This window comes from Chryseobacterium sp. OSA05B, from assembly GCF_019970065.1.
In the GTDB taxonomy this organism is placed as follows: Bacteria; Bacteroidota; Bacteroidia; order Flavobacteriales; family Weeksellaceae; genus Chryseobacterium.
Window position 1 is genome coordinate 779,144 of the sequence record NZ_JAHXYH010000002.1, and the last position, 15,570, is coordinate 794,713.

Consider the following 15,570-nt stretch of genomic DNA (forward strand, 5'->3'; position numbering starts at 1 on the left):
TGTTTTTAATTAAAGCAAGTTTATATGTTAAAATAAATAAACTTGTATTAGTGATAATGTAAATTGTCTTAAATTGAATTTCAATCAAAAAAAATAGTATTTTTGTTTCAAATACTATAAAATGTTAAATAGGAGGATTGGAAGTTTATTTTTGGCGTTATTTTTTGTACTCTTGGGAAGTTCTGTTTTTGCTCAAAACAGAGAGAGAACGGCAGTAACCCAAAAAAAGATACACCCAGCTTCTATGAAAGCCGGTGCTTTTATAGATGTCAATACCCCCAATTATCCTGAATCCAATTTCAGCATTACGCAGCTGGTAAAAGACGTGCTGATATCAGGGGGAGCCTGCTCTACGGCAAACGTAAGCAACGTTAACGTTTCTCCTAATTTATCTGTCAATGATCCGAACCGAAGTTGGGGATTTTTCAACAAAGGAACTACTGCTTTTCCTTTTGCGAAAGGAATTGTTCTTACAACAGGATTTGCCAGAAAAGCAGGGAATAGCCTTGAGACATCATTAAGTGATGCTCTTCCTGCTGCGGGAGATTTAGATCTTGCTGCGGCATTGAATGTGAACAATACTTCACTGAGAGATGCCACCTATATTGAATTCGATTTTATTCCTACCTCTACTGAGATTACCTTCAGATATTTATTTGCTTCCAAAGAATACGATACAAGCCATCAGTTTGCCTGTAATATATCAGATGGATTTGCTTTACTGTTAAAGAAATCCACGGATCCTAACTACACGAATCTTGCAGTGCTTCCCAATGGAGCTGGCCCGGTGAGTGTGACTAATATTCACCCGGCAATTTCCGGATCTTCAGGTTGTGGTCCTGTGAATCAGCAATATTTTGCTGGGATCAATAATAATCCAATGATAGAGACCAACTTTGACGGACGTACTGTACCATTAACAGCAAAAGCAACCGTTGTTCCGGGGCAGACTTATCATTTTAAAATGGTTTTGGCGGATTATTCAGATTCCAATTTCGATTCAGGCGTTTTTCTTGAAGCGGGATCATTCGATATCGGGGTGAAAATCCTGGATCCTGCCGGAGTACAGCTTCCTGCTACCATCACGATGTGTGATAATACACCACAAACATTCACCGCTTCCGTACAAGCCCCGAATGTTACCTATCAGTGGTTTTTAAACAATAATCCTATTACGGGTGCAACTGGCGCCAGCTATACTGCCACACAACCGGGAGTCTATAGTGTACAGGTATTGATTCAGGGAAATAGCTGTCCGGGAACAGCAACTATTACCGTAGTGGGAGGAGCATCTCCTACTGTCCAGAATGCAGTGCTGACATCCTGCTATGCCGCCGGAAACGCCATTTTTAATTTACCTTCAGCACAGGCTTCTATAAGTACAACCCCTGGAGCAACATTTGACTATTATGTAAATCAGGCCGATGCCCTTGCGGGAAATGCAAGCACCATTCCAAGTCCTGCCACATATTCAAGCCCCGGAGCACAAACAGTATATGTCAGAGTCAAAACCGGATTCTGTGCCAAAGTAGCTGAACTTCAGCTGGTAAAAGCTCCTGAGATAACCGCTTCAGTCTTACCTCCGGCCGTATTAACCTGCGCCAGTTCGCAGACGACTTTAGATGCTTCGGCTTCGGTATATCCAGCAGGATCTACCTTCAACTGGACTACGACAGGGGGAAATATAGTTTCAGGAGGAACTACATTAACTCCGGTTATTAACGCTCCGGGAACTTACACCTTAACGATATCAAAGACTTTCCAGCCGGGCAATGTAGTATGTACAGGCGTTGTGAACGTGACGGTGACAGGAGACAGTGCTCCGCCAATAACAGGTCTTACAGCAAGTAAAATACAGATCTGTAATGGTGAATCCGTCACTTTAACTGCATCCGGAGGAACTACATACAACTGGGCTACACTTCCGGGAACCGGAAATACACAAACAGTAACACCTACCGCTACCACTACTTATACAGTGACTGCTGTTGGGGCCAATGGATGTGTATCTCAAAACCCTGCTACCATCACGATTGAGGTCTCTCAACCGATCACGGTACAGAATGCCATATTGCATAAATGCTACGCTCCCGGACTGACTTATGACCTTACCACTGCCCAAAGTCAGATTACTGCTGCGGGAGGCGGGGTGACCTTTAATTATTATATTCTCCAGGCTGATGCCCAGGCGGGTAATGCCAATTTTATTGCAACACCTACGACCTATGCGCCACCGGGAAATCAAACAATATATGTTTTGGTGAAAAACGGAGGATGCCACTATGTGGTTGAACTTCAATTACTGAGAACCGCTGAAACAACACTTACGATAGCTGCACCACAGGAAATTACCTGTACAACGCCTCAGACGACACTCAATGCCTCAGCATCTGTAGTTCCTGCAGGATCTACCATTGCATGGACAGCAGCGGGTGGTGGGAATATTGTATCAGGAGCAAATACCCTTAATCCTGTAGTAAATACAGGTGGAGTGTATACGCTTACCGTTACGAATGTTTCCCAGCCGGGTAATTTAAGCTGTACTTACACAGCCTCAGTTACTGTAACACAAAATACAACACTGCCAACGGCTTCTGTAGTCTCTTCACAACCAAGAATATGTGTGGGAGAATCGGTGACATTGACTGCTTCCGGCGGTGTGACTTACAACTGGGTAGGACTTCCAGGAAACGGAAATACTCAGGTAGTTTCGCCAACATTGACCACAGTATATACGGTATTCGCGGTAGCAGCTAACGGATGTATTTCTGCAACTCCGGCCACGGTTACTGTTGTTGTTGGTCCGCCAACTGCCGGTGTTTCTGCATCAAAAATAAAAATATGTGCCGGAGAATCTGTTACACTTACCGCTACCGGAGGTGTGACTTACAACTGGGTAGGACTTCCAGGAAACGGAAACACGCAGGTTGTTACTCCTGCAGTGACTACAGAATACTCAGTTTTTGCACTTGGAGGCAATGGCTGTAGCTCTGTGCTTCCTGCAAAAGTGAAGATTGAGGTAGTACCTGCCATTGTTTCTACATTAAAAGATGTGTACGTGTGTGAAGGAGATACCGGAATCTTAGATGCCGGTGCAGGTCCTAATTACACATACTTATGGAGCACAGGTGCAACTACCCAAACGATATCTACCAACGTTCCGGGAACGTATACTGTTACTATCAGCAATGGGGTGTGTTCTAAGGTTTTCACTGGAAAACTTTTAAATCCGGAACTGCCTAAGTTTACGAATGTAGTATATGAAAATCATGTGTTAACGCTTACGGCGAGCAATCCTACAGGAGCTGTTTTAGAGTTTTCGATAGATGGAGGCGTAGTGTGGCAGACATCCAATATTTTTAATAATGTTCTGGATAATACAAATTATCATTTAAGGGTAAGGGAAAAAGATGCCAAGTGCGGTACATCATTAGATTACTTCACATTTGTGATCAGCAACGCTATTACGCCGAATATGGACGGTATAAATGACACCATCAACTTCTCCGGAATCAGTGGCTATAATAATTTTGCTGCATCAATTTTTGACCGATATGGTGCGGAATTGTTCAGGGCAACAAAAACAGATGCTGTCTGGAGAGGATCTCTCAAAGGTATGAACCTCTCTACAGGCACCTACTGGTATAAAGTACAATGGGAAAATCCAGCCAGTAAAAAACTTGAACAGCGTTCGGGTTGGATATTGTTAAAAAACAGGAACTAGTAAATAAACCTTCCATATTTGGAAGGTTTTTTATTTTTTATATTAAATAAAAAATAAAAAATATGCGATATATTTGAAAATAAATTAAATTTGTTGAAACAAAAATATTATGCGAAGAAATCTCCTGTTTTTTTTATTTTTTTTAGTCACCTCGACTCTTTTATATTCACAAAATGGTAAGCCCAGGATTCCTCACAAGGAAACGATTCCTTCAACAAGTAAAGCTGGAGCTTTTATTGACGTTAATGTTCCACCATATCCGGAATCTTCATTTTCCATTACTCAATTGGTAAAGGATGTTCTTATATCTTCGGGAACCAATACCTGTGTGACTCCCAGTGTGACCAATGTAAAGATAACCCCCAACCACGCAGTAACCGATGCTGATAGATCCTGGGGGTATTTCCATAAAGGAACTACCAATTTCCCTTTTAAAGATGGTATTGTCCTTTCTACCGGAAAAGCCAGGAGAGCAGGGAATAATGCTGAAACAAATTTAAGTGATGATAATGGAGGAGGAACAGATTCAGATCTTGCCCAGGTAATCGGGGGTACTGGAACACTTGCGGATGCTGTCCTTCTTGAATTTGACTTTATCCCTACAACCTCTCAGATTAAATTTAATTATATACTGGCGTCAGAAGAATATTATGGCTCATTTCCTTGCCAATATGCTGATGCTTTTGCTATCCTTCTCAAACCTACAGCGGGTGGCCCTTACCAGAATATGGCCATACTTCCCGGAGGTGCCGGACCTGTAAGTGTTACCAACATTCACCCTGCTATCAGTGGGAGCTGTGGAGCCGTTAATGAGCAGTATTTCGGAGGATACAACACCACCAATATCGAAACCAATTTTGAAGGAAGAACTGTTCCTCTTACAGCTACAGCTACTGTAGTGGCGGGTCAGGAATATCACTTTAAGATGGTGATTGCAGATTATACCCCTTATTCTTTTCCGGATCACGTGTATGACTCTGCCGTATTTCTGGAAGGTGGATCATTTAATATCGGTGTAGAGCTTTTAGATCCAAGCGGTGCTACTTTACCTTCAGATATCAATGTGTGTGATAATGTACCACAGGTGATCACAGCTTCAGTAAGTGATCCTAACTTATTATACAGATGGTTCCTGAACGGAACTCTTATTCCGGGGGCTACCACAAACACGGTTACGGCCGTACAGCCGGGAATCTATACTATTGAAGTAAGTGTTCCGGGAAATCCTTGTCCTGGTAAAGCAAGTATAGAAATCCATGGAGGAACTACTCCGCAGGCACAGGATGCCTCGTTGCTGCTTTGTACCACACCGGATATTACCACCTTTGACCTGACGAATGCGATGCCGTCAATCAGCCCGACACCGGGAGCTGTATTCAAGTTCTATGTTAATCAGGCGGATGCCATCGCTCAGAATAACAATAACATTCAAAATATATTAAATTATAATGGTACAGACGGTCAGATCCTGTATACAGTGGTTTCAAACGGTGGTTTCTGTAGTAAGCTGGTCGAATTAAAGCTGCTAAAAGAAACTACGCCTATTGCAGGTGTGAAATCTTCCAGAATAAAAGTATGTCCGGGAGAATCTGTCACGCTGACTGCTGAAGGTGGAGTAACCTATCAATGGGCCAACTTCCCGGGAACAGGGAATACACAAACTGTAACCCTTTATCAGACCACGACATTCACTGTTTATGCAGTAGGAGCAAAAGGATGCCGTTCATTAAACCCTGCTACCATAAGAGTAGAAGTTACGCCGGAGCTCACCTCTCCACTGAAAGATGTAGAAATCTGTCTGGGTGACCGTGTGGTTTTAGATGCCGGTGCAGGACCGAATTATAAATATCTATGGAGTACGGGAGCTACCACACAGACTATTACTGTAGACAGCTGGGGAGTTTATACGGTAGAAATAGATAACGGATTCTGTAAAAAGATCTTCACTGCGAAAGTAGGAGGTGCAGCCACTCCGTTTGTAACGGCAGTCAATTATGAAAGTGCTAAAAAAACAGTGACGATTATTGCTGAAAACCCTATGATGAACAATACTCCAAGTACTTTAGAGTATTCTATAAACAATGGCATCACATGGCAGGATTCTAATGTTTTCACCAACCTTTTAGATAACACCAATTATACGGTACAGGTGAGAAGGGTAGGAACTCATTGTGTGGGAACATTTGATTTCTATACCCTGCAGATCAACAATATCATTACACCTAACGATGATGGAGTCAATGATATACTGGATCTTAAAGCCCTTGTTGGATTCAATAATTTCACAGGATCAGTCTTTGACAGATATGGGGTGGAAATGTTCAGATTCTCCAAAGAAAAACCGGTATGGGATGGAACCGTAGGAGGTAAGAAATTGTCTACAGCTACGTACTGGTATAAGTTTAATTTCGAATATCCTAAGTCTAAAGTTCAGATGAACTGGTCCGGATGGATCATGCTTAAGAACAGAGAATAAACAATAAAGCAGACAGAAAAAGCCTTTCAAGAAAAACTTGAAAGGCTTTTTTGTTTTTTGAAACCTCCTACTGATTCTGCTTCCAGAGATTGGCAAAGCCGATAAAATCCAGAACGCTGAGCTCTTCCGCTCTTTTGTCTAAGAATTCATGGGTTTTTAAAGCCTCAGGAATGTTCAGTATTTTCAGGGAGTTTGACAATTTCTTTCTTCTCTGATTAAATCCGGCTTTCACGATCTGCTTAAAAAGAACCTCATTTCCGGCAAGACCTTCTTTTGGATTTCTTGTAAGTCTGATGACCCCTGATTTTACTTTCGGCGGCGGATTGAATACATTTTCATGCACGGTGAACAAGTAGGTCACATCATAATACGCCTGAATCAGGACGGACAGGATACCGTAATCTTTAGTTCTGGGTACGGCAGCCGTTCTTTCTGCGACTTCCTTCTGGAACATTCCTACCATTTCAGGAACCTGCCCGTAGTAATCAACAATTTTAAACAGAATCTGTGAAGAAATGTTGTACGGGAAATTACCAATAATAGCGATCTGCTCCCCATTGATAAAATTAAAGTCCTGTTTCAGAAAATCTCCTACAAAAGTATTTTCTGTGATCTTTGAATAGTTCTTTTTCAGATATTCAATAGATTCGGTATCGATCTCGGCAAGGTAGATAGTCTGATCCTTATCGAGAAGATATTTGGTGAGGACTCCCATTCCGGGACCTACTTCCATGACATTTTTATAGTCTTCAAAACTAAGACCTTCCACGATTTTTCTCGCGATATTTTCATCTGTCAGAAAGTGCTGTCCAAGATGTTTTTTTGCTTTTACACTCAAAGTTTTTTATGATTTTATTAACAATGATTTTCTTTATTTCTCCCCAAATTTCGGAAGTTTTTTTCTAATTTAGCCAAAAATTTTAATATTAATGGCTAAATCTGTAGATGAGTTTAATAAGAAAAGGCTTCGGTCCAGCAATATTACAGTAGTAATAAGTATTGCCTTAGTGTTATTTTTGTTAGGATTAATGGGGCTTATTTTAATCAATGCCCAGAAGTATTCTGACTATATCAAAGAACAACTGGTAGTGAATGCTTATTTTGATGAAAACTATGCAGCGAAAGATTCTGTGAAAATTGCAAAACTGGAGGAAGAAACTTTTAAAAAGGTACAGACGTTAGCTCCTGTAAAAAAAGCAACCTACATCTCAAGAGATATGGCGGCGAAAGAAGCCAAGAAAACGATGGGGATAGACAGCGATGCGCTTTTTGAAGAAAATATTTTCCCTTCATCTATTGAAGTTGCATTAAAGCCTGAATACGTAGACCCAGCAAAAATTGACGGTGCGATTAAAATAATCAAGTCTGTTCCGGGTATCGTGGATGTGAAAAATGACAGTACGCTGATGGTGGATGTTTACAACAACCTGAGCAGGATTTTAAAGTGGATCTTAGGATTCTCTGTTCTTTTCCTGATCCTGGCTGTCGTATTGATCAACAACTCCATCAGGCTGAAGATCTTCTCTAAAAGATTTATCATCAAAACCATGCAGCTTGTTGGGGCAAAAAGAAGATTCATTCTTAAGCCGTTTATCATCGAAGCCGTTATTTTGGGGGCTATCGGTTCTTTAATTGGCCTTCTGGCGCTTGGAGGAGTGTGGTATTATTTCACAAGCCAGATTGGTTCGGCTTTCGTACAGGACAACAATCAGTATTTCTGGTTGGTTATTTTAGTACTTGGAGTAGGCGTATTTATTTCCGTCCTAAGTACCATTTTCGCTACATGGAGATTCTTAAAATCAAACGTTGACGATCTATATTACTCTTAATAATGAGCAAAAAAACAAATAAACTGGCCGCTTCAGATTTTGGCAAAGAAACAACTGAGGTGCCACAGGAAAGTACCTTTTACTTCGGACAGCAGAACTTCAAGTGGATGCTGATAGGTCTGGCTTTTATCGTAGTGGGATTCCTGCTGATGATGGGACCGGATGCCAACACCGTAGATGGTAAATTTGATCCTAATTCATGGAATGACGATATTTTTTCCATACGCAGGATCAGAATTGCACCACTGTTCATAGTGATAGGCTTCGTCATAGAAGTGTACGCTATTTTAAAAAGAAAATAAATATAAACTTTATTTAAGGATTAAGAAATTTAGGAATTCGGAAACATCTGAATTTCAAAATTTCTTAATCTTTTAATTTTTACAATATTATGGATTTAATTAAAGCAATCATTATTGCTATTATTGAAGGACTTACCGAGTATCTTCCTATCTCTTCAACGGCACACATGGGATTTGCTGCTAATCTTCTGGGCCTGCAGGATGATGAATTTCTGAAAATGTTTCAGGTTTCCATTCAGTTTGGAGCTATTTTATCTGTAGTGGTGGCGTATTGGAAGAAATTTTTTGATCTTAAAAATATCCAGTTCTATTACAAACTTGCTTTTGCAGTTGTTCCTGCATTGGTTTTAGGATATTTATTTGATGATAAAATTGAAGCTATTCTCGGAAATCAGATTGCTATTTCTTCAGTACTGGTGCTGGGAGGAGTTGTTCTTCTTTTTGCAGATAAATGGTTCAAGAATCCTAAAATTGACGATGAAAAAGGGATTACGATAAGAAGTGCCATTACCATCGGATTCTGGCAGTGTCTTGCGATGATGCCGGGAACCAGCCGTAGTGCAGCTTCCATTATCGGAGGAATGTCACAGGGGCTTACCAGAAAGGCTGCAGCAGAATTCTCTTTCTTTCTAGCGGTTCCAACGATGCTGGCAGTGACGGTTTATTCCGTTTTCCTGAAAACATGGGGTAAAGAAACGGCTCACCCTCAGAAAGGATATGAAATGATTATGGCCTCTCAGGATCACATTATGATCTTTGTGATTGGAAATATCGTAGCATTTATTGTCGCATTGATCGCTATTAAGGCATTCATTGGAGTACTGAACAAATATGGTTTCAAACCTTGGGGCTGGTACCGTATTTTCGTAGGAATCGCTCTTTTAATTTATTTCTATTTCTTTAAGTAAGAGTATGAAAAATAATATTCTAAAAATACTGGCTTTTTCCGGACTAATCGTTTCATGCGCTCCGGCACATACGTTGTTCGTGAAAAATAATACGAAAGAAAGAATAGAGTTTGTAGTAGAGCTTAAAGAGAAGAATACGACTGCTCAGGATTTACTGATCTGTAAAGAGCTTGTCCCGGACGAAAAACTGGATCATAAAGCTTTTATGGAATATTCCAAAGAAGGAAAATGCTACAATCAGAAAATTACAGCGATTAATAAGACCAGCTATAAATTTAATTTACCGGAGAATTACACGGTGAACATTGTTCCGAATAATTCTGTATATCCGTTTCATAACATCTACTACTTCATCGGAGACAAAAAATGCTTTGTGAATGTAGAAAACGGTCCCGACTGCAAGCAGAGGGTCAATAAGCTTCCAAGCTTAGTAAGTATCACCGAAATTACAGAATAATGACAGCTGAAGAACTGCAATCAGGATATGTATTTTTATTGGACAAACCTTTGGACTGGACTTCTTTCCAGGCTGTCAATAAAATGAAATATAAGCTCAAAAGAGAATTTAATCTTCCCAAGAAATTTAAAATAGGCCACGCCGGAACTCTAGACCCGAGAGCTACGGGACTTCTTATTGTCTGCTGCGGAAAATTCACCAAGAAAATTCCGGAAATCCAGGATGCTCCCAAAGAATACTGGACCGAGATCAAAATAGGAGTCCAGACAGAATCCTATGATACTGAAAAACCGGAAATTCTTCAGCAGGATATTGCCCACATCACAGAAGAACAGATCAATGAGGCACTGGGGAAATTTGTTGGAGAAATAGAGCAGAAACCTCCTGTGTATTCAGCGATCAAGATAGACGGACAGAGAGCGTACAATCTGGCAAGAGCAGGCGAAGAAGTGGAAATGAAATCCAGAAAAACTACGATTTTCTATATCAATGATATTAAAATAGACCTTCCTTTGGTCAGTTTTACAGTAGGATGTTCGAAAGGAACTTACATCAGAAGCCTGGCTCATGATATCGGGCAGGAATTGGGAGTAGGGGCTTATCTGACCCAGCTCAGACGTACAAAAATCGGAGATTATACCATTGAAAATGCAACAACTGATTTTCTGGAAAACGAATACAGATTTGAAGGCTTATGATAAAAAAATTACTTTTGATTTCAGGACTCTTATCTTACACAGTATTTTTTTCGCAGGAAACAGGGACAAAGAGAGAAAAAATGGGGTTTTACGTGAACCCTTCACTGAATATAGGCCTGAATCTTCAGACTAAAGATAATCAGTTCAGTAATTCGCAGTATATTGAGCCGAAACGCGTGGGTAAAATAACGTATGGCATTACAGCAATTGGCGGTTACAATTTTCTTTCTAACTTTGCAATTGGAACCGGATTGAAATACAGTTTTATAGAAGACAATTATCATTTGGTATACTGGATGATCCAGCCGAAGATCATATTCAACCCGGGCGACCGCCCTTTTTATATTGATTTAAATTACGGGAAGCAGATTAATCATTCAGCAATTTCAGATTCTGAATTTTGGGGTGCAAGGCTTGGAATGATGGTTTCCTATTCAAAAAGACTGAGCCAGGAAGGGGGAATTACTTTTGAAGGACATCAGCTCAACGGGAAATCAAATGGCTTTTTCATCGGCTTAAGCTATGGAATTACCATTTTCAGCAATAAAAATTATACAGGTTACGGAGACGACTAATGGAAAAAACGCGCATCAATAAATATTTATCAGAAGTAGGCTACTGTTCAAGAAGAGCCGCAGATAAACTTTTGGAAGAAGGAAGAATTACGATTAATGGGAAAGTTCCTGAGATGGGCACAAAAGTTTCCGATGAAGATGTGGTGGAAGTGGATGGGAAACCTATCCGTGAGCCGCAGGATAAGCCCGTTTATATCGCTTTTAACAAACCCGTGGGGATTGTCTGTACCACAGATACCAAACGTGAAAAAAACAATATCGTAGATTATATCAACTATCCGAAAAGAATTTTCCCTATCGGAAGACTGGACAAACCGAGTGAAGGTCTGATCCTGCTGACCAGCGACGGAGATATCGTCAACAAAATACTTAGAGCAAGAAACAATCACGAAAAAGAATACATCGTACGTCTTGACAAACCTATGTCACCTAAATTCCTTGATAAAATGAGGAATGGCGTTCCCATCCTGGATACCGTCACTAAAAAATGTGATGTGGAAAGAATTGATGATATGACGTTCCGTATCATCCTTACCCAGGGACTGAACAGACAGATCCGAAGAATGTGCGAATACCTCGGCTATGAGGTGAAAAAACTGAAACGTATCCGTATTATGAACATCAAACTGGATCTTCCCGTTGGAAAATGGCGTGACCTTACAGAAGAGGAACTGGGTTCACTGAATAATCTCCTTTCTGATTCTATCAAAACAGTCGATTAAAATTAGAGCATAAATAATAAGATGATAAGCAGGGGATATTCTCCTGCTTACTTTTTTTATTCCTGTTTTTTGGCTGGCCAATCAGAACTTCTGTCTCCAGTTGATCTATCTGAAGAAATGCAATAGAGAAGGTACTTTAAATGTTATTTTTTAATAATATTCACACATTGGTGTAATATTTTTAATTTGTTGGTGGATATATGTTATATTTATAATAGTAACTACTAAAAACCTAGAAACCATGAAATTAAAGTTTAATCCACTTTCCCTCGTTATTTTATTAGCATTTTCAAATTGCCAAAATGATAACCATAATCCGGATCTCCCGCACGATTCTACATTTTACATTGATTACAGAAGCCTGAAAGGATTACCGGATGGAATAGCTGTCATTGAGCTCGATCCTGAAGCTCCAAATTTTGGACATATCAGCAGCAAACTTGAATTAGACGTTGGTGTCCTGCCTCATCATCTTTATTATAATCAGACTGCGAACAAACTATTCACCACTGCTTTAGGAGGAAGCTATCTTTACCAGATACAAACAGAAAAAGACAAAAACGGACAGCCAAAATTAGTGAATGCAACACCTATCGATACAGGTGAGAATACGGTAGGAGAAAATTTGTTTTTTACCAATGACGGAAGATATTTTATGACTTTTATGGGAGGAGCAGGAGGACCAAAGGATGGCAGTATAGGTGTTTTTAATGCCAATAATAACCAGCTTATCAAAACTATTAAAGCTCCGATTCAAGCCAATCCCAATCAATTTATTATGTACCCGCATGGTATTTCTGTTAATGAGGAAAAAGGAATAATGATGGTCACCTCTACCATTCACCCGGATCTTACCACTGGAATGGGAAACACCTGTACTTTATTAGACATGAATACTTATGAATTAAAAGAGACCTATCTGGTGGCAGACTCACAAACAGATATGTCCAGTCCTGTCGAGGTTCTGTTACTGCGTGGAAAATTTCCACAATATGCCCTTGCAACCACGATGCTGGGAGGTGATATCTGGATCGCTCCATACAATGCGGCAAGCAATAAATATGATGCTTTTAGTAAAATATTTGACGGAAGCACACAGGGATTAGGCTGGACACTCGAAATGTATATTGATGATAACAACAAGCTCTATGTAAGTTTTGCAGATCCTGGAAAAGTTTTGGTTTTTGATATAAGCAATCTTCCCCAACTCAAGCTTTTAAAAACACTTACTGCAGATAAAGGAGCACATCATATGGTTTTCTTTAAAACCAAAAAAGGAAAAGAAGTGGTAGCCGTACAAAATAACCTATTGAATATTCCTAACTTAAATTCAGGCACCATTAGTGTTATTGAAATCGAGACAGGGAAAACGCTAGGGACAGTCGATTTACGCACCAAATATGGAATATTGCCAGAATCAATTGAAGGAACCAATGGTCCCGGCAGCTACATGCACCACTAAAATGTAAAATAACCTGAGTTCTGGATAAGATGTTTTTTCAGACATCAGACTTTCAATTGGGAGTAAAAATGTCAATGGTGAATTTTGCTTTGCAAGTGAATAGTGAGTTTTAGGTGGCAGATATTAGGTAGCAGTTTGTAGGGATTGTGCTGAAGGTTGAAATTATGGTCTTTTGATTTTAGGTAAGAGCTAAGCAACAAGACTCCACATGCCAAACATCAGATTTAAGACAAACAGATGCAAAACATGATATTATCTATAAACTAGCAACTAAAAAAACTGCAACCAACAACCAGCAAACAAGAATCACCCTGAAATTCATAATTCATAACTCTCCAAAACCCGTGCTCAGGTTATTTCAAATATAATTTCATTCTTTCCTCATATTGGGGCTTTAATTTTAAAAGCTTCAGAATTTTCTGATCATCATGGTAGGTAGTCCGGTAGAATATAATTTTGTCAGCAGAATATTTAAAGTAGGGATGATCTTTCAGCCATTCTTCAGGAGCTTCTGTTAAAGTATATTTAGGAACATTTGAAACATCCAGCGGAGCAATAGAAATTAATTTTTGAACCAAATCTTTATCAATATTATAAGTGTCTAAAATTTGCTGTTTATTGACAAAACCTCTCAGTTTTTTTCTAAAGCCAATCATTGATCCCGCACTTTTTTCATCCAAACCAAATTCCAGCAGCTGTTTGAATGTAATTATATTTAAATCAATTTTTGAAAAATCAGTTTCCTGTTTTTTGTCTACAGTAGGGTTGAGTTTAATATATGGTTTTAATTCCTGGTATTTCTCAGGAGAGATCACAAAACATTTCTGCAGATCTTCCGGTGTTTTAAAGCTTCCCCGAAGGTTTCGGTCACGATAGTTGACAATAGTCTGAGCCTGTCTTTCCGAAAACCCTAAAGCCTTCCAGCCCTCTAAATCCGCCATATTAGGATCAAAATTACGGTACTGAATTCTTGATTTTACAGCATAATTCTTAGCTGAATTTTTGAAATGGTCCGGTGTTTTTGCTGGAAGCAGTAAGTAAGGCTCCATTTTTGTGTAATTGTCCGAGGAGATGATAAAACATTCTTTGAATTTTTCCTTACTGATAAAGCTTCCTCCCAAATAATTTTTATATTTTATAATGGATTCGGCCTGCCTTTCACTGAAGCCCATATTTATCCATTCGGCATTGGAAAGCCCATCAGGATTGAACTTTCGGGAAATGGCGATCTCTTTCTTTTCATATCCTTTAAACTTCCCGGAAGAAGCGTCTTTATCTGTATCAGGAAGTAACAGATATGATTCCAGCTCTGCAAATTTTTCAGGGGAAACGGCGTAGCATTTTTTTAATTGAGCTTTCGAACTAAACCGGCCTCCTATCATTTTTTTATAATTCAGAAGGGTAGAAATCTGTTTTTCAGAAAATCCTAAATGTTCCCACTGTTTTGCATCCAGTTCATTAGGATCAAAATCTGTGAGATTCAAAGGAACTGAACTTTCTGTAATAAATCTGACCTCAGGAAATGTTTCTTTTTCCCTGCCGGTATAAGTATGAAAGGCAAGAAGGACAATCATCAGGATCCCCATGAATGCCAGTTTCCGGTAATCATTTTTTCTCATCATTCCGTAAACTTATCAATAAAAATAAATCGGGGCAATGGGAGAATGCATAATGAATTGTTTTGTACAGCAAATACTTTCAAATGATTTTTAATTTACATTTGAATGCTTTTCAGATAGAATGCTTTTCAGAAAAGGAGAAGAAAGGTACTGGAAAAAATAAAAGCATCTTAAGATGCTTTTTATGATGTTATTCGGAATCTCTGTCCGCAAGGGAAGCTTTCAGTTTCTGAAGCTCAGCCTTTATAAATTCGAGACGGTCAATAATAGTTACCGTTTCGGAAATCTTACTGTTGGTGGTCAGAGCGATTCTTGCGCCGTCCAGTGTATAACCTTTTTCCTTGACCAGATGATAGATCATTTGAAGATTCTTAATGTCTTCCGGAGTGAAGTAACGGTTGCCTTTTTTGTTCTTTTTAGGCTTGATGATAGGGAATTCCTGTTCCCAATACCGTATCAGTGAGGTGTTTACATCAAAAGCTTTGGCCACTTCTCCTATTGAATAATACAGTTTGTCAGGTAAATTTATCTTCATTGTATGAATCCTAAAAGCCAAAGATAAATATTTTTTAAACTCTGATGCAAATATGCATGAGTAAATAGTGATCACAGGAATATTTTTTTTAATAAAACAAATGAAGTTAAATAATTAAAGTATGAATTTCTACAATTATGAATATTGTATGTATTTTTTTTGTAAAATTTAAAATTATGATTAATGGAAGCTTTTTTTTGAGGATTTTATTTATAATAGTCATTAAATGAGGTTTTTATGTTATTGATTTTTGTTAAATTAGC

The 15,570-nt window shown here is 39.1% G+C and carries 13 protein-coding genes; 10 read left to right on the forward strand and 3 right to left on the reverse strand.

What is annotated here, in order from left to right; translation table 11 throughout:
• The first annotated feature begins 121 nt into the window (after nt 1-121).
• Nucleotides 122-3,724 carry a choice-of-anchor L domain-containing protein gene (locus LC419_RS10950; protein ID WP_223607370.1) on the forward strand — a complete coding sequence of 1,201 codons (3,603 nt, stop codon included), beginning with the start codon at nt 122-124 and terminating at the stop codon, nt 3,722-3,724.
• 109 nt (nt 3,725-3,833) lie between these two features.
• Complete coding sequence (locus LC419_RS10955; RefSeq protein ID WP_223607371.1) at nt 3,834-6,200, forward strand: choice-of-anchor L domain-containing protein; 2,367 nt, start codon at nt 3,834-3,836, stop codon at nt 6,198-6,200.
• A gap of 67 nt (nt 6,201-6,267) precedes the next feature.
• Here the strand turns inward: LC419_RS10955 and rsmA are convergent, their stop codons facing one another.
• Nucleotides 6,268-7,038 carry a 16S rRNA (adenine(1518)-N(6)/adenine(1519)-N(6))-dimethyltransferase RsmA gene (rsmA, locus tag LC419_RS10960; RefSeq protein ID WP_223607372.1) on the reverse strand — a complete coding sequence of 257 codons (771 nt, stop codon included), beginning with the start codon at nt 7,036-7,038 and terminating at the stop codon, nt 6,268-6,270.
• Nucleotides 7,039-7,129: 91 nt separating this feature from the next.
• On the opposite strand from rsmA, the gene LC419_RS10965 reads away from it, so the two are divergent.
• The 8 genes from LC419_RS10965 to LC419_RS11000 all read left to right on the forward strand — a co-directional run bounded on the left by LC419_RS10965 (nt 7,130) and on the right by LC419_RS11000 (nt 13,153).
• Nucleotides 7,130-8,029: an ABC transporter permease gene (locus tag LC419_RS10965; RefSeq protein WP_223607373.1), complete on the forward strand. Its 900-nt coding sequence runs from the start codon at nt 7,130-7,132 to the stop codon at nt 8,027-8,029.
• A 2-nt stretch (nt 8,030-8,031) separates the two neighbouring features.
• Entirely contained in the window at nt 8,032-8,331 is a 300-nt protein-coding gene (locus tag LC419_RS10970; RefSeq protein WP_223607374.1) for a DUF3098 domain-containing protein, read from the forward strand.
• Nucleotides 8,332-8,420: 89 nt separating this feature from the next.
• Nucleotides 8,421-9,239 (forward strand): undecaprenyl-diphosphate phosphatase, encoded by an 819-nt coding sequence (locus LC419_RS10975; protein ID WP_223607375.1) that lies wholly within the window; start codon nt 8,421-8,423, stop codon nt 9,237-9,239.
• 4 nt (nt 9,240-9,243) lie between these two features.
• Nucleotides 9,244-9,696 (forward strand): hypothetical protein, encoded by a 453-nt coding sequence (locus LC419_RS10980; protein WP_223607376.1) that lies wholly within the window; start codon nt 9,244-9,246, stop codon nt 9,694-9,696.
• A complete protein-coding gene (gene truB, locus LC419_RS10985) occupies nt 9,696-10,394 on the forward strand; it encodes a tRNA pseudouridine(55) synthase TruB (RefSeq protein ID WP_223607377.1) in 699 nt (232 codons plus the stop codon). Before LC419_RS10980 ends, truB begins: the two co-directional genes overlap by 1 nt.
• The gene (locus LC419_RS10990; RefSeq protein ID WP_223607378.1) at nt 10,391-10,969 is read left to right on the forward strand and encodes a hypothetical protein; all 579 of its coding nucleotides are present in this window, start codon (nt 10,391-10,393) and stop codon (nt 10,967-10,969) included. Before truB ends, LC419_RS10990 begins: the two co-directional genes overlap by 4 nt.
• On the forward strand, nt 10,969-11,691 hold the full coding sequence (gene rluF, locus LC419_RS10995) for a 23S rRNA pseudouridine(2604) synthase RluF (protein WP_223607379.1): 723 nt from the start codon (nt 10,969-10,971) through the stop codon (nt 11,689-11,691). Before LC419_RS10990 ends, rluF begins: the two co-directional genes overlap by 1 nt.
• A gap of 241 nt (nt 11,692-11,932) precedes the next feature.
• Entirely contained in the window at nt 11,933-13,153 is a 1,221-nt protein-coding gene (locus LC419_RS11000; RefSeq protein WP_223607380.1) for a hypothetical protein, read from the forward strand.
• Nucleotides 13,154-13,506: 353 nt separating this feature from the next.
• Here the strand turns inward: LC419_RS11000 and LC419_RS11005 are convergent, their stop codons facing one another.
• On the reverse strand, nt 13,507-14,775 hold the full coding sequence (locus LC419_RS11005) for a helix-hairpin-helix domain-containing protein (RefSeq protein WP_306666573.1): 1,269 nt from the start codon (nt 14,773-14,775) through the stop codon (nt 13,507-13,509).
• A gap of 187 nt (nt 14,776-14,962) precedes the next feature.
• Nucleotides 14,963-15,307, reverse strand: a complete 345-nt coding sequence (locus tag LC419_RS11010; protein ID WP_034704939.1) for a MerR family transcriptional regulator — start codon at nt 15,305-15,307, stop codon at nt 14,963-14,965.
• Nucleotides 15,308-15,570: the final 263 nt, after the last annotated feature.